16 protein-coding genes and 1 tRNA gene are annotated in these 21,556 nt (G+C 24.5%); 7 read left to right on the top strand and 10 right to left on the bottom strand.

Annotated features, from left to right (window positions below):
* The first annotated feature begins 421 nt into the window (after positions 1-421).
* From T523_RS01745 to T523_RS01735, 3 genes are all read left to right on the top strand, one after another.
* A complete protein-coding gene (locus T523_RS01745) occupies positions 422-1,984 on the top strand; it encodes an MFS transporter (RefSeq protein WP_084486360.1) in 1,563 nt (520 codons plus the stop codon).
* 75 nt (positions 1,985-2,059) lie between these two features.
* Positions 2,060-3,094: an aldo/keto reductase gene (locus tag T523_RS01740; RefSeq protein WP_042707202.1), complete on the top strand. Its 1,035-nt coding sequence runs from the start codon at positions 2,060-2,062 to the stop codon at positions 3,092-3,094.
* Between the two features lie 138 nt (positions 3,095-3,232).
* The gene (locus tag T523_RS01735) at positions 3,233-3,661 is read left to right on the top strand and encodes a peptidylprolyl isomerase (protein ID WP_042707201.1); all 429 of its coding nucleotides are present in this window, start codon (positions 3,233-3,235) and stop codon (positions 3,659-3,661) included.
* 196 nt (positions 3,662-3,857) lie between these two features.
* On the opposite strand, the gene T523_RS01730 is transcribed toward T523_RS01735, so the two are convergent.
* From T523_RS01730 to hisF, 3 genes are all read right to left on the bottom strand, one after another.
* A complete protein-coding gene (locus tag T523_RS01730; RefSeq protein WP_042707200.1) occupies positions 3,858-5,246 on the bottom strand; it encodes an MFS transporter in 1,389 nt (462 codons plus the stop codon).
* 341 nt (positions 5,247-5,587) lie between these two features.
* The gene (locus T523_RS01725; protein WP_042707199.1) at positions 5,588-6,562 is read right to left on the bottom strand and encodes a DNA glycosylase; all 975 of its coding nucleotides are present in this window, start codon (positions 6,560-6,562) and stop codon (positions 5,588-5,590) included.
* Between the two features lie 122 nt (positions 6,563-6,684).
* On the bottom strand, positions 6,685-7,530 hold the full coding sequence (gene hisF / locus T523_RS01720; RefSeq protein WP_042707198.1) for an imidazole glycerol phosphate synthase subunit HisF: 846 nt from the start codon (positions 7,528-7,530) through the stop codon (positions 6,685-6,687).
* 124 nt (positions 7,531-7,654) lie between these two features.
* On the opposite strand from hisF, the gene T523_RS01715 reads away from it, so the two are divergent.
* Positions 7,655-7,728, top strand: a tRNA-Arg gene (locus T523_RS01715).
* Between the two features lie 296 nt (positions 7,729-8,024).
* Here T523_RS01715 and T523_RS01710 read toward each other — a convergent pair.
* Positions 8,025-9,860, bottom strand: coding sequence for a helicase C-terminal domain-containing protein (locus T523_RS01710; protein ID WP_042707197.1), 1,836 nt, complete (start codon positions 9,858-9,860; stop codon positions 8,025-8,027).
* Between the two features lie 249 nt (positions 9,861-10,109).
* Between T523_RS01710 and cobI the strand changes: the two genes are divergently transcribed.
* Positions 10,110-10,820, top strand: a complete 711-nt coding sequence (cobI, locus tag T523_RS01705) for a precorrin-2 C(20)-methyltransferase (RefSeq protein WP_042707196.1) — start codon at positions 10,110-10,112, stop codon at positions 10,818-10,820.
* 140 nt (positions 10,821-10,960) lie between these two features.
* On the opposite strand, the gene gdhA is transcribed toward cobI, so the two are convergent.
* Positions 10,961-12,295, bottom strand: coding sequence for an NADP-specific glutamate dehydrogenase (gdhA, locus tag T523_RS01700; protein ID WP_042707195.1), 1,335 nt, complete (start codon positions 12,293-12,295; stop codon positions 10,961-10,963).
* 595 nt (positions 12,296-12,890) lie between these two features.
* Entirely contained in the window at positions 12,891-13,700 is an 810-nt protein-coding gene (locus tag T523_RS01695; protein WP_042707194.1) for a V4R domain-containing protein, read from the bottom strand.
* A 508-nt stretch (positions 13,701-14,208) separates the two neighbouring features.
* On the opposite strand from T523_RS01695, the gene T523_RS01690 reads away from it, so the two are divergent.
* Together T523_RS01690 and T523_RS01685 are read left to right on the top strand one after the other, a co-directional pair.
* Entirely contained in the window at positions 14,209-15,441 is a 1,233-nt protein-coding gene (locus T523_RS01690) for an FprA family A-type flavoprotein (protein WP_042707193.1), read from the top strand.
* A gap of 201 nt (positions 15,442-15,642) precedes the next feature.
* Entirely contained in the window at positions 15,643-16,056 is a 414-nt protein-coding gene (locus T523_RS01685) for a ferritin-like domain-containing protein (protein ID WP_042707192.1), read from the top strand.
* 263 nt (positions 16,057-16,319) lie between these two features.
* On the opposite strand, the gene T523_RS01680 is transcribed toward T523_RS01685, so the two are convergent.
* The 4 genes from T523_RS01680 to T523_RS01665 all read right to left on the bottom strand — a co-directional run bounded on the left by T523_RS01680 (position 16,320) and on the right by T523_RS01665 (position 21,454).
* Positions 16,320-17,153 carry a class I SAM-dependent methyltransferase gene (locus T523_RS01680; RefSeq protein ID WP_052334599.1) on the bottom strand — a complete coding sequence of 278 codons (834 nt, stop codon included), beginning with the start codon at positions 17,151-17,153 and terminating at the stop codon, positions 16,320-16,322.
* A gap of 732 nt (positions 17,154-17,885) precedes the next feature.
* Complete coding sequence (locus T523_RS01675; RefSeq protein ID WP_042707191.1) at positions 17,886-19,049, bottom strand: site-2 protease family protein; 1,164 nt, start codon at positions 19,047-19,049, stop codon at positions 17,886-17,888.
* A gap of 453 nt (positions 19,050-19,502) precedes the next feature.
* Positions 19,503-20,213, bottom strand: a complete 711-nt coding sequence (locus T523_RS09120; protein ID WP_042707190.1) for a class I SAM-dependent methyltransferase — start codon at positions 20,211-20,213, stop codon at positions 19,503-19,505.
* Between the two features lie 14 nt (positions 20,214-20,227).
* Positions 20,228-21,454: a molybdopterin molybdotransferase MoeA gene (locus T523_RS01665; RefSeq protein WP_042707188.1), complete on the bottom strand. Its 1,227-nt coding sequence runs from the start codon at positions 21,452-21,454 to the stop codon at positions 20,228-20,230.
* Positions 21,455-21,556 lie beyond the last annotated feature (102 nt).

Below are 21,556 nucleotides of genomic sequence, written 5' to 3'. Positions count from 1 at the left end.
TAACACCTTAATTTAATTAAATAATAATAAAATAACTTCTTAAAGTTCTAAAAATTAAGTAAATAATTTTTATAATAAATAAAATATTCAGTAATAATTCTATATTTTATTTAATATAAATTTAATTTAAAAAATTATTATTAAATATCCTATTTATTAAGTTAAATTTTTTAATCTAAGATTATAATAATCTAAAATACTAAATGTTAAGTTAAATTTTTTAATCTAAAATTATAATAATCTAAAATACCTAATATTAAGAAAATCTTAATTCAAATATTTTATATTATATAAAAATAAAAAAAGTCTTAAAAAAATTGAAGATTTCACTTAATATATTTATATTATTAAAATAAAATTAATAGTAATTTTATTTTTTAATATATTAATAATCAATTTAATCAAATGAGGTTATATTTATATGGTTGAAAATATGAATAACCAGGAATCATGGTTTCCATTAATATTAGTTGCCTTTGCATCATTTATTATAACCTTAGATACTACATTTATGAATGTATCTATTTCTAATTTAATAGTTGATCTAAATACTACAATAGGAACTGTACAAGGAATAATCTGTTTTTATACATTAACTACTGCATCTTTAATGTTAGTTGGATCTAAATTCCAAGACATATTTGGTAAAAGAAGAATATTTTTAACTGGAGCATTTATTTATGGTTTAGGTGCATTGATTGCATCTTTAAGTATAAATTCCACAATGTTATTTATTGGATGGTCTTTATTAGAAGGAATTGGTGGAGCATTAATGACTCCTTCTACTATCTCTATAATAAGTGGTAGTTATAATAGTGAAAAACGTACATTTGCATTAGCAATTAGTAGTGCAATTGTAGGGATTGCTGCAGCTATTGGTCCTTTATTTGGAGGAGTTGTTACAAGCTTTTTAAGTTGGAGATTTGGTTTTGTCTTTGAACTTATAATAATCCTATTTATTTTTATATTTTATAAAAAGATACCAGTATTTATTAAAACAGAAAAATTAGCTGATTTTGATATTATAGGTGCAATTTTATCTGTAACTGGTATTATATTATTTGTTTTAGGTGTTCTAACATTAATTTCAGATAGAATTAAAAGTTTAGCTCTTATGATTTGTGGTTTAATATTAATTTTAGTATTTATTTTATTTGAAAATAAAAGAAAATCTAATAATAAAATACCTTTATTTGATGTTTCTCTATTAAAAGAGAAAAATCTATCTTTAGGTATGATTATAAGGTTAATTACAAATTTATCAATTGCAGGGTCATTATTTGCAGTTTCTTTATTTTTACAATCTGTATTAAAATTAAATGCATTTAATACTGGTTTAAATTTATTACCTTTAACTATAAGTTTATTAATATTTTCACTTTTAGCTCCTAAATTAGCAGTTAAATTTAATCATAAATATATAATGGTTTTAGGTTTTATTATTTCAATTATTGGAGTTTTAGCTTTTAAATCTAGATTTACACTAGATACTAAATTTAGTGATTTATTCTTAGGATTAATTATTTTTGGTGCAGGATTAGGTCTTATAATATCATTAAGTGTAGATATTTCTTTAAGGAATACTCCTCCTAAAAGTCAAAGTACTGCTTCTGGTTTTATTACTACTGGCCAAACATTAGGAAGTTCAATGGGTACTGCAATTATTGGATGTATTTTAATTATTGGTGCTATTGGTGGATTACATGATGCAACTAATACTTATGCTCCAAATCATATAAGCGATTCTGAATTTAAATCTAATTTACATGTTTACTTTGAAAAATTAGGTCATGTAAGTGGAAAAGAAATTAAGGAAAAACCAATAATAAAGAAAATTGTTAATTTAGTAATTAAAGATGCAATGAAGTTAGTGATGAATTTCACAATATTACTTCTTTCGATTGGTTTAATATTAACTTTATTTTTAGATGATACTAAAATTAAAAGAAAAAATAAATTATTTAATAATAATCATATTAATTAATAAAATAAATCTATGATTATATTTAATTAAAATAAGATAAATAATAAATAAATTATAAATTTAAAAGAGGATAATATGGAAAGTGTAAAACTTGGAAAAACAAACATAATTGTTAATAAACTCGGTTTTGGAGCATTACCTCTTCAAAGGGCAGAAGAAAAAGATGCAATAAATTTTTTAAAAAAAGCATACAATAATAAAATTAACTTTTATGACACTGCAAGAGCTTATTCAAATAGTGAAGAGAGAATAGGTAAAGCATTATCTGATGTTCGTGAAAACATATATATTGCAAGTAAAACTAAATCATTAACCCCAGAGGAAGTATGGAAAGATTTAGAAACTAGTCTTAAAAATCTTAAGACAGATTATATAGATTTATATCAATTTCATAATCCTCCATTTTGTCCAAAACCTGGAGATGAACATGGTATATATGATGTATTCCTTGAAGCAAAAAAAGAAGGTTTAATAAATCATATAGGTATAACTTCACATAAAAATGCACTTGCAATTAAAGAGATTAAAAGTGGATTATTTGAAACTATGCAATATCCTTTTTCATATTTAAGTGAAGAAAGAGATTTTAAAATTATTGAATTATGTAATAAAAATAATATAGGATTTATTGCAATGAAAGCTATGGGTGGAGGATTACTTAAAGAGTCTAAAGCAGCATATGCATTTATGGAAGAATATCCTACAGTTTTACCAATATGGGGAATACAAAAAGAAAGTGAATTAGATGAATTCTTAACTTATCAAAAAGAAAATATTAAGCTTAATAGTGAACTTGAAAATATAATAAAAGAAGATAAAAAAGAATTATCTGGAGACTTTTGTAGAGGATGTGCATATTGTCAACCATGTCCTAATGATATTAATATTAATATGTGTGCTAGAATGTCATTATGGATTAGACGTTTCCCTACTGAGCCATATCTTACTCCAGAATATGAAAAAATGATGGAAAAAACTCTTGAATGTGAAGATTGTGGTGAATGTATTAAAAAATGTCCATATGAACTTGATATTCCAAGACTTCTTCGTGAAAATTACAAAGATTATCAAAATGTATTATCTGGAAAAATAAATACATATAAAGAGTAAATAATATTAATAATAATTAATTAAAGAAATTATAAAGTAATTTAAATAAAAAACTATAATTTAATATTTAATTAAAACATAAATTATAGATGTTCAATAAAAATATTATTAGAACATGAAAAAAATTAAAGTGATAAAATGAAAAAAGCTACTATGGAAACTGAAAAAGGAACAATTATATTAGAATTATTCCCTAACGAAGCTCCTGGAACTGTTGCTAACTTTGAAAAACTATCAAATAGTGGATTTTATGATGGATTAACTTTCCACAGAGTAATTCCAGATTTTGTTATTCAAGGAGGAGATCCTAGAGGAGATGGAACTGGAGGACCAGGTTACACAATCAAATGTGAAACTGAAGGAAACCCACATAAACATGGAACTGGTGCTTTATCTATGGCTCATGCAGGTAAAGATACTGGTGGAAGTCAATTCTTTATAACTTTATCTCCACAACATCACTTAGATGGAGTTCATACTGTATTTGGTCAAGTTATTGAAGGTATGGATGTTGTTTATAAAATCAAACAAGGAGATAAAATGACAAAAGTTAGAGTACAAGGATAATCTCCTTTACCTACTTTTATTATAAATATTACTAATTTTAAAAACTAAAAAAACTACTTCTTAAATAAAAACTAAATTTAAAAACTAAAAAACCACACTACTAGTAAATAAAAACTAATTTTAAAAACTAAAAAAAACTAGACTAATTTTTAAAAAATAAAAGAAGATTAAAAAAATAAAAAAGTAGTTAAATTAATTAACTAGTATTAAATTTATCTTTTGATTTAATTCCTACAAGTGATGCAAATACTGCACATATACAAAATATTACACCAATTCCACAAATAATCTGAGAACTTTTTACAATTAATACTGCATATTTTGTAGATAAAGTTAAAGTGCCCATTACCCATGAGAATACTAAAGTTAAAAGTCCTAAACTTAAAGTTTGACCAATTGTTCTCATTGCAGCTTGTGATGCTGATGCAGTAGGTGCATCTTTTGGATGTACTGAACTCATAATTGCATTTGTATTTGGTGATGAGAAAAGTCCCATTCCTAAACCTTGAAGTATCATTGCAATGATAATAAGATAAAGAGGAGTTTTAGGATTTAAAAATGTAAATATTATTAATGCAAGTGTAGCAATACTCATTCCAATAGCTGCTAATTTTTGAGGATGTATTTTATCAGATAATTTTCCAGCATTTGGTGCCATTATAGCCATTATAATTGGAGTTATAATAAGCATTGCTCCAGCCATTTGTGAATTCCATCCTCTAACATACTGTAGATGATAATTAATTATTGTTGTTACAACCATAATTGCAAGATAACTACAAAGTGATGCAATATTTGATGATAAAAATTTTGCATTATTAAATAGGCGCACATTAAATACAGGAGATTTTTGTTTTAATTCCCAAGCTCCAAATATAATAAGTAACAATATACCAATAACTGTAAATATTAAACCTTTATGTGTATTTAATGTTGTAAAACCATATACAAATGATAATATACCAAATGCATAAAGTATTGAACCTATAATATCAAGTGAATCTTCTTCATAAGTTCTCCATTCATGTGGAATTTTAAATATAATTAAAAATATAGATAATACTAAGAATGGGATTACTACATAAAACATAGACCTCCAACCAAGATTATATACTAAAAATCCACATATAACAGGAGAAAGTGAAATAGCTAAATAAACACCTGTAACAGTATATCCTAATGCTTTACCTCTATTTTTAGGAGATACTGCAGATACAACCATAGCCATTGCAGCAACATTTACAATTGAAATACCAATACCTTGGATAATCCTAGATATAAAAAATAATTCTGTTGAAAATGATATACATGCTCCAATAGATCCAATTAAGTAAATAACAAGACCAACTATCAAAGACTTTTTAACACCATATTTTCCAGATATTTGCCCTGCTGGTATAGTACATGCTGCAATTACAAGAAATAGAATAGTTAAAACCCAATTTTGTACTATATTACTCATTCCAAAATTACTTCCAATTGCAGGTAACCCTACAACTACACCATTAGATAAAAATACTCCAAAAAAAGATGTAATAAAAGACACAAAAATTACATAAAATTCTAAATCTAATTTTTTATTCATATTCTCACCTTTTTTTAAAAGAACTTTAGGCAATATTTATAAATATTTTATAAATTAAAATCATTAAAATGAAATTAATATTTTAAATATTAAAATTTTATAATTGAATAAATAATTACAAAAAATACTCCTTTTTTAAAAGTTTCTTTAAATATCATTTATATAAGAACAATTATATAATTTTTTAAAAAAAAAGTATTAAATTGAAAATAAAAAAATATTAATTAAATTTTAAAATAAAAAATAGCCTAAAAATAAAATAAATCAATATTTCAATAAAAAAAATATTAATTAAAAATACTTTAAAATAATTAAAAAACTTAAATTAGATAATTAAATAACTATTTCTTTAAAATATTCATAAGTCCAGATTTACGAGCATAATGGAAAAGATACAATTGAACATATCCGGCATAATCCCCAAATTTATCCATACCAAAATCTCTTATTTTTTTAACAGAAACATCTTCATTATCAAAATATAAATAAGACATAATTCTTTTAATCCATACATCAGTTGGAAATGCTTCTTTAAAATTAAAACCATATAATAAAATACAATCCGCTACTTTAGGACCAACTCCTTTAATCTTAATAATCTCATCAAATGCCTCATCATAAGTCATATTAAAAAACTCATTAAAATCAGCCTCAAGTGAAAATATTTCACTTGCTTCTTTAACATATTTTACTCTATAACCAAGTCCACAAGATTTAAGATTATTTGTATATGATTCTAATTTTCTTTGTTTATCATCAGATTCATATTCTTCTTCTTTTGTTTCATATGCAGACATTAAAACTTCAGAAGGAGGAAATTTATAATAAGTTCCAGATGGAAAACTAAATTCATCTCCCCAAATCCTTTTTATATCATTTATACTATTAGTCCATCTTGCAATAGAATTATTTGAAGATGAAATTGATGAAATAATAGCTTCAAATGGATCAATAGCTTCAAAAAGTCTTAATCCTTTACAAAAATCTACTGCAGGAGCAAGCTTTTCATCATTTTTTAAATACTTATAGAAACTATTAATATCATAATCAAGATCAAATATTCTTCTTACTTCAGAATAAATTTTAGACTCAAAATCCTTTTTATCTATAATAAAATCATTCATAACTTCTGGAATCTCATAATTTAAACTAAAAGAATTAATATTTTCCTGTGAAATCTTTAATAATACTGGAATATTATTTATTAATATAACATTATTATAAGTCCTTTTATTCTCATCAAATTTCCAAGGGGCTTGTGAAGTTTGACCTGATTCTTGGGTTAATTTAATATTAATTAAATCATTAAATTCCATTTAAACATCCTCTATTAAGTTAATTTAATTAATTAAATCATTAATTCCATTTAAACATTTCATAAACTAATTTAATATTAATTAAATAATAATTTTATTTAGATAAACAATATGTATAAAATTTATAATCTTACATTAATTCCATTTTCACTTAAATATTTTTTAACAAGAGGTACAGGATATTCATCAAAGTGGAAGATACTTGCAGCTAATGCAGCAGAAACATCTGTTTTTTCAAATGCTTCTTTAATATCTTTAGGACTACCTACACCTCCAGAAGCAATTACTGGAATATCCACTGCATCATTAATTGATTTAGTTAAATCAAGATCATAACCATTTTTTGTACCATCTGCATCCATAGAAGTTAAAAGAATTTCACCAGCGCCTCTTTCTTGACATTCTATTGCCCAATCTATTGCATCAATACCAGTAAATTTACGGCCACCATAAATACTACAATCAAACCAACAATATTTACTTTCATCACTTAATCTTGGATATTTAATTTCTACAACATTTTTATCAGGAGCATCTTCAGGACTTTTTACATATTTTCTTTTTGCATCAATACCAACAACACAAGCTTGTGAACCTACAATTTCAGATGCTTCATTTATTAAATTAGGATTATGAATAGCTGCAGTATTAGTAGAACATTTATCTGCACCTGCTTTAAGCATATTAAGATAATCATCTACTTTCCTAATTCCACCACCAACACATATAGGTATAAATACATTTTCAGTAAGTTTTTTAATAACATCAACCATTGTTTCTCTTCTTTCATGTGAAGCAGTTATATCAAGAATTACAATTTCATCTGCACCTTGTTCATAATATTTAGTTGCAAGTTCTACAGGATTTCCTGCATATTTGATTTCCTTAAACTCTACTCCCTTAACAACACGACCTTCTGGAACTTGAAGGTCACAATCTAAACATGGAATAACTCTTTTAGTTAACATAATATAACCTTGATTTTATACTAATTATGTATATTAGTTTAATAATATAAAAAATATTATAATTAAAAAAGGAATATACTAAAAAAATAGATTTATTAATTAAAAAAAATAGAAGTATTAATATGGTCCTATGGTCTAGTCTGGAATGACGCGGGACTTCGGATCCCGAGGCCGGGGGTTCAAATCCCCCTAGGTCCGCTATTTTTAAATATCTAAAATAAAATTATTAAATTATAGATAATCTTATTTAAAAAATAGATTTCATATAATCTAAATAAAATTATTAAATTATAGATAATCTTATTTTAAAAAATATGGTTTGTTGAAATATATTTTTTATAAAAATTCAAACTTGTTAATACTTGAAAATTAATTTTAAGAAAATTTATTCAAAAGATTTTAAGAATTTCAACAAAGCCAAAAATAAATTTCATATAAAATATACTAAATAAAATAAAAAAATATACAAAGCTTAAAAAAATATAATAAAAAGATTAATTAAATTTTATATAATCATTTTCAACAATTGCTTCTTTAAAGAAATCTGGAATAAGAGATCTATATAATGGACTTTTAAATAACATTAAAATATCTTTATCTAAAACATATGTTGTACAATAATCATCTTCAGCTCTCATTCCTCTACCATATGCTTGCATAATTGTCATTACTGTTTTATATGCATACCAACGTTTATCTCTTTTTTGCCTTAAGTTGATTTGTTTATCTCCAAGATAAGGAAATGGTACTTTATAAATTATTTGAAAACGACATTTATCATAAGGTAAATCAACACCTTCACTCATAGATGGAGATACAAGAACTAGTGGATCTGAATCCTTTTCAAAGTAATCAAGAACTCTCTGTCTATTTGCAGATGTATGTGAAATTAATCTTGCATTAGGAATATTTTGAGTAATGAATCTAGAACATTTATAACTATGAGAATGTATTAATCCTTTTTCATCATTATGTTTTCTTAAAATCTTATTAATAATAGGTATAGTTTTAGGTGCTGTTTTTTTAATTCTATTTTTAGACATTTTACCTACTAAATCAAGGATTATAGGTCTTTTTTCAGGAGGAAATGGACTATCCACTTTAATATAATAAACTTCATCTGGATTTAATCCTAACCATTTTGAAAACATTTTATGAGACAAAATAGTTGCACTCATAAATATACATATATCCCCATATTTAAGAAGATTATCTTTAACATATTTATTAACTCTTAATGGTTTAAAAGATACACTATACTCATTAGAATCAATAACCCAATTCTTAGGTTCATGTTCAAGATGATCTCTTAAAAGTTTAATTCTACTAATAGTTCTCCTAATTCTATCTACTTTATTCATAGGTAAATCTTTTAAATCTACATCCTGATAGGACTCATAAAGTGATTCAAGTTCTAGAATCCAATCTTCAACACTACCATCTTTAAGAGTCTCTTTAGAAATTTTTCTTTTAATATCTTTTTCAAGTCTTTGATTAGATAAAGTAAGTTCTAAACTATTCATCAATTTATTTTCAATATTATGAGCCTCATCAAGAATTAAAAGAGACCTTCTACCAAAATGTTTAACATAATTTAACTCAAGAATTGCATAATCATAATTCATTAAGGTTATTGGTGAATTAATAGCATTTGCTTTTTGTTCCCAATAATTACAATGATTATCAGAATTATAATAAATATCATTTCCAAATGAATCTTCAAATGCAAGAGTTGAAGTTAATTTAGGAACTTTTGTAATTGAAAATGGACAGAAAAATTTTTTAGAATTTACTGTAGTTTTACATACACCCATATCACAAGTAGATTCAGAACCTCCCATTAAACAAGAAAAATTAGATCTTCCTTTAACTATAGGAAAACCAAATTCTTTAGAATACTGATGTTGTAATTGTTTTGTCATTGTAAGAATATATGCAGAACCATAAATATTTGCAAGTGTTGTAGCAACTGCAGATTTACCAGTACCTGTTCCTGCTTCTAATACAATATATTTATATCCTTTAGAAATTGCATCTTCAATATTTTGAATAATATCTAATTGTCCAGTCCGTGGTGATGGAAATGGAAAATTTTCAATAATATCATTATCAATATTAGGGTATTCTTTTTTTAATTGATTTATTCTATCATTATTAAGTTTATGATTCTCTATAGAATAAACATCAGGTATAATATCATCAACTGTATTATTTGGTTTTTTATTTGAAAAATCATCTAAAGAATTAGATTTATTTGAGTTTTTATATTTACCACAAACACAATTTTCTTTTAACATACCACAATTAGGACAAAATAAAGAATCAGTCATAATAAATATATTTGAAATATTAATATATTAAATATTATGATAGTATTTGAAAAGTATTTTATAATAAATAAAATCTAAAAATTAAGAAAGATTAAAAAAGATTAAAATTTAAAATATAATATTTAGGAAAAGACTTGAATTTATAGAGTCTTTAAGAATAATATATAAAAATTAAATATAATCTATTAATTTACTAAATAATAGATTCAAAAGTGAATTTTAATATTAATATTTTCATTAGGTGAAAAAATGGTTAAAAAAGGAAAATTATATGGAATTGGTGTAGGACCTGGAGATACTGAACTTATAACATTAAAAGCTGCAAAAATAATTGATAAAATTCCTGTAATCTTTGCACCACGTTCATCCCCAAATAAACATAGTATTGCTTTATCTATTGTAGAACCCCTTATTGAAAAAAGAGAAAATAAAAAATTAATGATAGTAGAACCGGTATTTCCTATGAAAGAAGATGTTAAAAGTTTAAAAAGAAATTGGGAACAAGCTTCACTTTTACTTGCTGAATATTTAAATAATGGACATGATGTTGCATTTGTTACATTAGGTGATCCATCTATATTCTCAACATTTACATATGTACAAAAAAATCTCGAAGATAAATATGAAATTGAAATAATTCCAGGAATTACCTCATTTACTGCATGTGCTGCAAGTATTGGTAAACCTTTAGTTGAGAAAAATCAAATTTTAACTGTTATTCCAAAAATTGATGAAAGATTAAATGATTTAATAGATAAAGGAGACACATTTGTTATTATGAAAACTTCAAGAAACACTAGTGAAGTTGAAGAAATAATAAATGAAGATCCAAGGAAAAAAGATATTACATCTGTTGAAAATTGTACACGTGAAAATGAGAAAATTCTTAAAGGATTTTCAAAAGATAAACCATATCTTACAACTACAATAGTAAAATTTGATAATAATAATGATAAATAAATTTATCATTTTAAACTTATTTTAATTAAAAACAGTAAAAAATTATATTTTATTAAAATACTTAAAATTTAAAAATAGTTTTAGCAAATTAAAATTAATAAAAAAAGAGAATTATGAAATAATCATAATTCAATTTAGATTTATACAATACCTTGAGTTTGCATAGCATCAACGACACGTTCAAATCCTGCTACATTAGCACCAAGAACGTAATCTTTTTCTGCATCATATTTAGCTGAAGTAGTATCTAATTTAGTGAAAATATCTTTCATGATTCTTTTTAACATAGTATCTACTTCATCAAATGTCCAAGATAATCTTTCAGAGTTTTGACTCATTTCAAGTGCAGATACAGCTACCCCACCAGCATTAGCTGCTTTTGCAGGTCCAAATAATACTCCATTATCTTGTAAGTATTTAGTTGCTTCAAGAGTAGTAGGCATGTTAGCACCTTCAGCTACAGCGAAAGTATTGTTTGCAACTAATTGTTTAGCATCTTCAATACCTAATTCATTTTGAGTTGCACATGGTAAAGCTACATCTGCTTCAATTTGCCATACTCCTCTACCTTCATGGTATTCTGCAGAAGATCTTTCTGCTGCATAATCAGACATTCTTCCTCTTCTTACTTCTTTAACATCTTTAAGTAATGCTAAGTCAATTCCTTCAGGATCATATACCCAACCTGTAGAATCAGAAGCAGTTACAGGTTTAGCACCTAATTCATATGCTTTTTCAATTGCATAAATAGCTACATTTCCTGCACCAGAAACAGTTACAGTTTTACCTTCAAAGGATTCACCATTAGCTTTTAACATTTCATTAGTGAAATATAATAATCCATAACCAGTAGCTTCAGTTCTTGCTAATGAACCACCGAAACTTAATCCTTTACCAGTTAAAACTCCTTCATATTGACCAGTTAATCTTTTGTATTGACCATAAAGATAACCAACTTCACGAGCACCTACACCAATATCCCCTGCAGGTACATCAATATCTTGACCAATATGTCTATATAATTCATTCATAAAGCTTTGACAGAAAGCCATTACTTCACGGTCAGATTTTCCTTTAGGATCAAAATTAGATCCACCTTTTCCTCCACCAATTGGAAGTCCAGTTAAAGAGTTTTTAAAGATTTGTTCAAAACCTAAAAATTTAATAATTCCAATATTTACTGAAGGGTGGAAACGAAGACCCCCTTTGTAAGGTCCAATAGCACTATTAAATTGTACACGATATCCAGTATTTACTTGTACTTGTCCATTATCATCTACCCATGGAACTCTAAATTTAATTTGTCTTTCAGGATTTGCTAATCTTTCTAAAAGAGCATCTCTCCTGTATTCTTCTTCATTTTGTTCAACAACAACTCTTAAAGAGTTTAAAACTTCATTTAAAGTTTGGTGAAATTCAGGTTCACCAGGGTTTTCTTTAGTAACCTTAGCAATTACATCATCGACATAAGACATATTTTTAATATCTCCCTTTGATTTTTTTTAATATTTTAACAAAATATAATACTTAAATATTATATTACTAGCGATATTGTATCCATGAATAAAGTTAGTCGGAAGAAGTCTTCCTTATTCCCATGGAACACTATTTCCATATCACAATCTTATTTTGAATATCTTAATATAAATACATTTTCTAATTAAGTGTTTTTAGTAATATTTAAAGAAAAAATCAGGAAAAATATTAAAAACTTTTTAATTATTTAAATTTAAAAAATAATATATTGTTAAAATCATCAATATAAGTAAGAATTAATTTTAGCAAAAAAGAATAAAATTAGTCTTTTGATTTATTTTTTATAATAATATAAACAAGATTTATAATTGAAATTAAATTTAAAAAAGTTTTTTAAGAATTTCAAAAGTCTAAATTTAATAAGAACTTAAGTTTTTAAATAAATTAAAGATTTTATAAAACAAGTAAAGTTAATAAGAAGTTAATTCTTTAAAAAAATAATTAATTAAAGAAAAAATCCACTATATAAATTAAAAAAATAGTTAATTAAACAAGAAATCTATTATATAAAAATAAAAAAGAAAATATTAAAATTTAAAGGTTAAACTCATCATTTAAAGATTCAATTGTAAATTTACAACATTCATCTCCCATAGTATAACACTGAATTTCAGTTACATCAACATCAGTATTGAAATAAGAAGTAAATAAAGATTCAAGAATACCAGAATCTAAGTAACATGAAGGTTTACCTGTTTTTGGTAATAAACCACATTCAAAGCAGTCAACAGCAGTGACTACAATTATATCTCCAACTTCAACACTAAGTTTACCTAAACCTTTTGTTTCCCAAAATTTTTTAATATTTTCTAAAAATTTATTTAAATCTTCATCATACAATTTAGAGAATAATGCTTTACCAATATTACATCCAGTTTCATATAATATAGGATTTATATTAAAACCTTCTTGAATTAAAGTAGATCTTAAAGTATGGTATAATAATAATGAGAAATTAAAATCATCACCAGTATTAATAATATTATCTAATAAGTAATTTGCTTTTCTTTCATCTAATTCTTTAGGTATAGATGGTTTAATTTCACCTAAAAATTTAGAATTAATATAAAAAATCTTTTTACGATTGTCTTGAGGATTAAATCTATAATTAATAACTCCTTTTTCACGTAAAGATTTAAGATGAACAGAAATTGTTGATTTAGATCTACCAGTATTAGCAACAATTTCATCAAATTCCATATCAGTAGTTTTAAGCATTTCTAAAATTGTAAGCTTAACAGGACTTTTTACTACATTAACGCCAACACTACCATCATTTTTAGAAAAAATTTGTATTGGTTTAGTTTTGTCTAATATTTTACCCTCAACATTATTGCTAATCATTTTTACAACCTCTAAAATTTTTTATCATGTTTTTCCAAATGATAAAAAGTAAATGATTAAAAAATATATTTATTGTTTGTAATTAATTCAATATATGTTAATCATATTATATAAATTTATACAATATACAATATTTTAAGATAAAATTAAAAATAATAAATTAAAATACTATTTTTCTTAAACTTTTTATTTATTTAATCAATTAATTATAAAAAATAAATAATTAAGGATTATTAGATTTAAGCTATATTATAAGATAATTTAACTTAAATTAAATAATTTAATTTTTATTAATATAATGGTTTAAATTTATAATAATATTAAAATTTAATCTATTATTTTAAAAATTATTTAAATTTTTATTAAAATATATAAATAATTTAATACTTTCAATAAAAAATTCAATTTACCTAGATTAATAAAAACATTTATATAATATGTATAACTACTTATAAATAATGTTCGAATTAGTACGAACATAAGATTAAAAGTTAAATAATGTGATATTATGAAAGCTAAAGCTCAAAAAATTGCAGACGGAGTATACTGGATTGGTGTAATCGACTGGGATATTAGAACTTACCACGGATACACCTTAGATGGAACAACTTACAATGCTTACCTTGTATTTGGTGAAGACAAAAATGTTGTAATTGATAATGCTTACCCAGGTAAAACTGAAGAAATTATGGCACGTATAGACGATGCATTTGAACAAGAAGGAAAAGATGTAAAAGTCGATGTCATTGTACAAAACCATGTTGAAAAAGATCACAGTGGAGTTTTATATGATTTACATAAAAGATTCCCTGAAGCACCTATTTACTGTAGTGAAATTGCAGTAAAAGGTTTATTAAAACACTACCCTAAATTAGAAGGAGCAGATTTCAAAACCGTTGGAACTGGAGACAGTTTAGAAATTGGTGGAAGAACTTTAGCATTTTTAGATGCATTTTTACTCCATTGGCCAGATAGTATGTTTACATTACTTGTTGAAGATGGAATATTATTCCCTAACGATGCATTTGGTCAACATTTATGCTACTCAAAAAGATTTGATACCGACATTCCAGAAGAAGTACTTATGGATGGAGCACAAAAATTCTATGCAAATTTAATCACACCACTTTCAAATTTAGTACTTAAAAAATTCGATGAAATCATCGATCTTGGATTACTTGATAAAATTAAAATGATTGCTCCTTCCCATGGTCAAATATGGACTGACCCAATGAAAGTTATTAATGCATATAGTAACTGGGCAACTGGAAAAGCAGCTGAAGATAAAGTAACCATTGTATATGATACTATGCATTACTCTACCCAGACCATGGCGCATGAAGTTGCTGAAGGTGCAATGGCAGAAGGTTACGATGTAGAAATGTTCTTCTTACATGAAGATGAAAGAAGTGAAATCGTAAAAAGTATATTAACAAGTAAAGCAGTTGCAATTGGAGCACCAACAATTAACGATGCACCATACCCAAGTCTTGGAGACTTAATGTACTACTTAAAAGGTTTACACTTTAACAGAACCGGATTCAAAAGACCAGCAGTTACCTTTGGATCAATGGGAGGTAAAGGTGGAACCGTTGAATTCTTAAAAGATGAATTAAACAGTTGTGGATTCGATGTTGTTGATACTGATGAAATTTACTATATCCCAACTGAAGATGAAAAAATAGACAGCTATGAATTAGGTAGAAAATTAGTTCAAGAAGCTAAAAAACTTGATTTATAGATTTAATTAAGAGATTATCCTAATCTCTTAATCTATTTTATAAAGAATAATGTTTAATCCATACAATTGAAACATTATTTAATTAATAAACTAATTTACTAAAATACTAAATAAATTATCAATATAAAATCATATTAAGAAATTAAAAATTTAAAAAACTTTAAGTTAGATAAAGTACATATATAAATGTGAGGTAATATAATGGTAAAATATATTCATAAAATTGGTACTACTGTAGGTACTGATGTAGAAAAAGACGTAGCAGGAAACTTTAAAGGAGAAACTTCAGAAGTAGGTATGTACTTAGCAATGTCTAGACAAGCATCTAGAGAAGGTTATGGCGAATTAGCTGAAGTTTTCAAAAGACTTGCATGGGAAGAAGCAGAACATGCAGCAAGATTTGCTGAAATGAACGCTGTAATCAAACCAACCTTAAAAGAAAACATTGACATGATGTTAGATGGTGAACAAAAAGCTAATGTAGAAAAAAGAGAAGCTTCTGAAAAAGCTAAAGCAGCAAACTTAGAAGATGCAGCTGACTTCTTTAGAGAAAGTTCTAAAGACGAAGGACGTCATGCTAAAATCTTAGAAGGAATTATCGAAAGATACTTCTAGATTTAATTTTTTCTAATTTTTTCTTTTTTTTAAAAATTTTTTATAGATTTCAACTTTTTTTATAAAATTTAATAGTTATTATTAAAAATATTTTAAAGATTTAATTTTCTTAAACTATTTTATTTAAAATTTAATTTCAAAAATCTTTATTTTTATAGATTAAAAATTTCAATAAATTAATTAAAAATAAATTTATATTATAAAATTAATGATTTAAAAAAGTAAGATTAAATAAAAAAAATTTTTAATAAATAAAAGATAAACTATTTTTTACAAATAAAAACAATATCATTTTTATTTGAAACACCATATTTTACAACTAAATTCTTATCAATATCTTCTGGACCAAAAGTACTAACATTAAAACCTACTGATTCTAACCTATCTTTAAAATCCATAGCATATTTACGAACATGATCCTTCTGACCAAAATATTTAGTTCTTAATTCATCAGTATTATACTCCTCATTTTCAAATGTTTTATCTAAATCTCTAAATAATGGAACCATTAAAAATACCACACCATCTGATTTAACAACCCTATACAATTCAGACATAGCTTTTATATCATTAGGAATATGTTCTAAAACATGACAAGAAATAATAAAATCAAAATAATCATCATCAAAAGGAATATCGCACATATCTACCTGTTTTCTAATATTATTATTAGAATCAATATCTACTGGCCAATAATCAAGATTATTTAATCTACTAAAAATAGAAAACAATTGTTTTTCTGGAGCAAAATGTAATAGTTTTTTATTTTCTTTTAAATTAAAGATATCATTATAATATTTTTTAATATAATAAAAGAGAAGTCTTGTCCTTTCAAAAGAGTGACAACTAGGACATGATGCATGTTTTCTACCATTAATCACTGTAAAAAAAGGAACTTTTTTATTACATATAGGACAAAAACGTTCTATACCACTTGAAACAACATCATTAATTGATTCGTTAAGTAAATTATTATTTTTTCTACAAATTTCAATTTGTTTTTTAAGATTATCAATATCCTTATTTAATTTAATATTATTATTTTTATAATATTGAAAACTATTACTTCTAGATAATAAATAATTTTTAATACCCATAATAACCCCCTCACTTTAATTAATAACTTTGTCGAAATCATATGATTTTTAGAATAATATTTAAATAATATCATAATCTTTCAATAATATCAATTTATATTATAAATAAAATATCATATATAATTTATTAATATAGATTTACTAATTTTTTTAATAATAATTTATTATAATATATTAAAATTTACATTAAATATTATAATATTGATTTAAATTTATTTACTTTAATTTAATAAATTTTTAATTAAATTAATCCTAAATATTAAAATATATTTATTGATATTTGTAATGTAGATATATTAATTAAAATATATACGTTTTATAAAATTTTTAAAAAATAAAATCACTTAAAGAATCTTTAAATAAGTTTATTAAAAATAATCCCTATTTAAAATTTAATATTTTAGATTAAAAAAATATATATCTTTATAAATTTTAAGTCAATAAAATATTGTTTTAATTTTTAATAAAAATGAAATTGATTTAATCCTCATGATTTTAGAATAAACTTATTAAATTTAATTTTAAAATACTAAATACTGTTTAAATTTTTATAAAAAACTTATTCTAAAAATAGGTTAAACTAGAAAAAATAAATTTAATAAAAAATAGGCTTTGTTGAAATCCTCAAAATCTTTTAAATAAATTTTCTTAAAATTGATTTTCAAACATTAATTATTGTTTAAATTTTTATAATAAATAAATTCAACAAACCAAAAAAATAAAAAAATAGAGTTAAATAATTTTAAATCCAACTAAAATACCAATAATAAGACTAGCAATAATTACCATAGCAATAAAAACTGAAGTGAATAATGTAATTAAATAAGTATTATCTTCAGATAATCTATAAGATAATAATTCTTCAAACATTTTTCCACCATCTAATGGTTTCATTGGAAGTAAATTAAATAAACCTACTGAAAGGTTAATTATATAAATCCATTTAAATAAATCTTCTAAACTTAACCAGAACCAAGGTAAAATATCACCATATGTATTTTTAATATTTTCTTTAATTACAAAATGTTCTTGACATCTAATACCCATATAACCAATAGATTTATTATTAGGATTTTCACCTAATTTAAATTTAGAATTTCCTTTATTCGTTTTCAGTTTAACTGTAGTATTAGGACTTAAATTATGGACAGCATTAACATAATCTGTTGAATTTTTAATAGTTTTATTATTAATTCCAGTTAAAAGTTCCCCTTTACTAATATGACCTACTGCAGGAGCATTATTCACGATTTGTGTTACTTCAACTCCTTCTTGATCATAAACTGTAGGAATCACACAATTAGCAAGTAATGCAAATACAAGTAAAGCAATTACTGCAAGAACAATATTCGCCATTGATCCTGCTGCAAGTATTCTAAGTTTGCTTATTCTTGAAGCTTTAAGTACTTGTTCTTCATCAGGTTCTACAAATGCACCAGGAATTATAAAAAATAACAATAAACCCATTGATTTAACATCAATATTTTCTACCCTTGCAAGAATACCATGTGAAAATTCATGTACAATTAGTAAAAGGACAAGTGCAATAAATCCAGATAAGAATGGAATGAAAATAGGAGAACCTGGAATATCAACACCAGGAATAAGAATAGATACAGATGGAGTTTTTGTAACTGTTCCAAGAGATATTATTAAAATATATGTCATCAATGCCATTGCACCAAAACATATAACAATACCTATATTCATATACCATTTCCAAAACCTAGGGGCTTTTTTAGCAAGTTTATCTATAAAATCTATAAATTTATGAGTTCTCCACATAATTATTGGAAAACCCATTTCTAAGTTTGAGTCTTCATGATACATTTTATATAATGCTAAAATGGTCCATACAAGAATAAAACCAAATACATAATACCATATACCATTCACAATATCACTTAATAATAATTTAATAAATAATAAAAACTTTGAATTTCATAATTTTAATTTAAAAAAAATAAATTAAGAATATACTATTTAACAAAGCTAAAAATATAGTTAATTTTTATTATTTATATTATATAAATTTTCTAAAAATTAAAAAAAGAAAATAGAAATAAGCTAAAAAATAAATAAAACACAATAAAAATAAAAAAGATACTAAAAATAAGTTAAAAAATATTAAAACACAACTAAAAAAATAAACTAAAAATAAAAAAGATACTAAAAATAAGTTAAAAATAATTAGAATATTTAAAATAATGGCTTTGTTGAAATCCTCAAAATTTTTAGAATAAACTTTCTTAAAATGGATTTTCATACATTAAATACTGTTTAAATTTTTATAAAAAATAGGATTTCAACAGATTAAAAATAATTAAAGAATATTTAATGATTATATATTTAATCTTCAAAATCATATATTCTTAAAATTGTTTGATTTTTAGTATTAATATTTTGATAAGAATACTTAAATTCACCTTGCCAAGAATCAAAAACTTTCTCATCAATCATGTGATGATCTCTTGCAAATGGACTAAACCATTTATAAGGTAAGGCAATAACTGCTCTTTTTGAAATCCTAGCTAATTCTTTAAAAACTTCAGTTTGTTCACCCATAATACCAAAGTGTTCAAGAACTTGAGATAAAATAACAAGATCATACTCTTTATCTTTAATAGGATAAGGAAATTTAGTACAATCATGAACAATTACTTTATTAATATTAAATGGGAAATACTCTGAACGATCCATAAGATCAATAACATCCTCATTTTCAACAAGAGGTGCTTTATAAGGACCAAATTCTAATATTTTATGAACATCATCCATCCTAGATAAAACCTCAACCATTTCTTGATAGAATTTATCCCATCTTGATGCACCATAATAAGTTTCATTGAACTTTGTTAAAACATCCTCCTTTGTTAGAAATCTTCCTGGAAAATTAGAAGGAGCTCGAATATTCTTTTCAAGTTCACTTACACGATTATTTAAAGAAGAAATTTGTTTTTTAAGATTATTATTTTCTTTTATTAAGTTATCATGTTCTCTTTTATAATAGTTATAACTATTACTTTTGTTTAAAATAAAATTAAAAAGACTATTTCCCATAATATTCACCTAAATCAAGCATTCCAATTCATAGAATCAAAAAATACTAAATCAACAGAATCTCCTTTTTCAATACCCTCATTATTTTCATCAATTATAATATAACTATTTGCTTCAACCATACTTCTTATAATACCAGAACCTCTATTTAAGATATGGCGAGCATGAATATTATCTGCATTAGTTCTAATAAAATCAGTGCGTCCTAAAGTTGATGGTATCTTTAACTGAGATTTTCTTTTAACTATATTAAATTCATAATCTTTAATACCTTGCATTTTCATAATATAAGTTCTTGCAAATATATCAAATTGACTCATTGCTGCAACAGGTTGACCAGATAATGTAAATATAGGAGTATCATTAACGATTCCTGCACCTGCAGGTTTTCCAGGTCTCATTGCAACACCATGGAAAAGAATCTCTCCAAGATCCTCTACTGCATCAAGAACAACATCCCCATCACTTACTGCAGTACCACCTGTTGTAATAACAACATCATATTCTTTACTTGCACTATCAATTGCTTCTTTAACTTCATCAAAATTATCATGTGCATGAGATACTGTAACATTTGCACCAGCACTTTTGACTAATGCTGCAATTGTATACTTATTAGAGTTTATAATCTTAGATTTAGTTTCTAATTCTTTAGAAGGTTCTACTAATTCATTACCAGTAATAATAACTTTAATATTCGGTTTTTTAAATACTTCAATTTCATTATAACCTGCAGATGCAATTAAACCTAATTCTTGAGGACGAATTAAAGTGTTTGATTTTAAAACAACATCACCTTTACTAATATCCTCTGCTTTAGGACTTACATTTTCACCAGGAGTAACTTGTGAGTGAATAGTTAAAGTATCACCATTAGAAGAAGTATACTCTACCATAATAACAGCATTTGCTCCATCAGGTATAGGTGCACCTGTAGATATAGAAATTGCTTCACCATCATGAACTGTTTTATTTGAAAAATCACCAGCACCAATTTTATCAATGATTTTAAAATCTTTATGAACATTATTAGATGCACCAAATGTGTTTTCAGCTATAAGAGCATAACCATCCATTGCAGATTTATCAAATGGTGGAGAATTATGAAAAGATTTAATATCTTCAGCTAAAACTCTCATATAAGCTTCATCAATACTTATTTTCTCAGTATCTGTAAATTTCTGATTATCATTGAGTTTAGAAACTGCTTCATTAAGAGGCATTAATTTTGATAAAAACATTTTACATCCCAACTATATTTTAAAAATAAACTATAATAAAAAGACAATTATAAAATTACAAAGTTAAATTTTATAAGAATAAATTTTTAATTAAAAGATTAA

It is taken from the genome of Methanobrevibacter wolinii SH (assembly GCF_000621965.1).
Lineage (GTDB): Archaea > Methanobacteriota > Methanobacteria > Methanobacteriales > Methanobacteriaceae > Methanarmilla > Methanarmilla wolinii.
This window is presented reverse-complemented; position numbering and strand designations above follow the sequence as displayed.

Excerpts from the sequence above, each read along its gene's own strand:
- T523_RS01745 (WP_084486360.1), top strand. The coding sequence starts at position 422 with ATGGTTGAAAATATGAATAACCAGGAATCATGGTTTCCATTAATATTA.
- T523_RS01740 (WP_042707202.1), top strand. The coding sequence starts at position 2,060 with ATGGAAAGTGTAAAACTTGGAAAAACAAACATAATTGTTAATAAACTC.
- T523_RS01735 (WP_042707201.1), top strand. The coding sequence starts at position 3,233 with ATGAAAAAAGCTACTATGGAAACTGAAAAAGGAACAATTATATTAGAA.
- T523_RS01730 (WP_042707200.1), bottom strand. The coding sequence starts at position 5,246 with ATGAATAAAAAATTAGATTTAGAATTTTATGTAATTTTTGTGTCTTTT.
- T523_RS01725 (WP_042707199.1), bottom strand. The coding sequence starts at position 6,562 with ATGGAATTTAATGATTTAATTAATATTAAATTAACCCAAGAATCAGGT.
- hisF (WP_042707198.1), bottom strand. The coding sequence starts at position 7,530 with ATGTTAACTAAAAGAGTTATTCCATGTTTAGATTGTGACCTTCAAGTT.
- T523_RS01710 (WP_042707197.1), bottom strand. The coding sequence starts at position 9,860 with ATGACTGATTCTTTATTTTGTCCTAATTGTGGTATGTTAAAAGAAAAT.
- cobI (WP_042707196.1), top strand. The coding sequence starts at position 10,110 with ATGGTTAAAAAAGGAAAATTATATGGAATTGGTGTAGGACCTGGAGAT.
- gdhA (WP_042707195.1), bottom strand. The coding sequence starts at position 12,295 with ATGTCTTATGTCGATGATGTAATTGCTAAGGTTACTAAAGAAAACCCT.
- T523_RS01695 (WP_042707194.1), bottom strand. The coding sequence starts at position 13,700 with ATGATTAGCAATAATGTTGAGGGTAAAATATTAGACAAAACTAAACCA.
- T523_RS01690 (WP_042707193.1), top strand. The coding sequence starts at position 14,209 with ATGAAAGCTAAAGCTCAAAAAATTGCAGACGGAGTATACTGGATTGGT.
- T523_RS01685 (WP_042707192.1), top strand. The coding sequence starts at position 15,643 with ATGGTAAAATATATTCATAAAATTGGTACTACTGTAGGTACTGATGTA.
- T523_RS01680 (WP_052334599.1), bottom strand. The coding sequence starts at position 17,153 with ATGGGTATTAAAAATTATTTATTATCTAGAAGTAATAGTTTTCAATAT.
- T523_RS09120 (WP_042707190.1), bottom strand. The coding sequence starts at position 20,213 with ATGGGAAATAGTCTTTTTAATTTTATTTTAAACAAAAGTAATAGTTAT.
- T523_RS01665 (WP_042707188.1), bottom strand. The coding sequence starts at position 21,454 with ATGTTTTTATCAAAATTAATGCCTCTTAATGAAGCAGTTTCTAAACTC.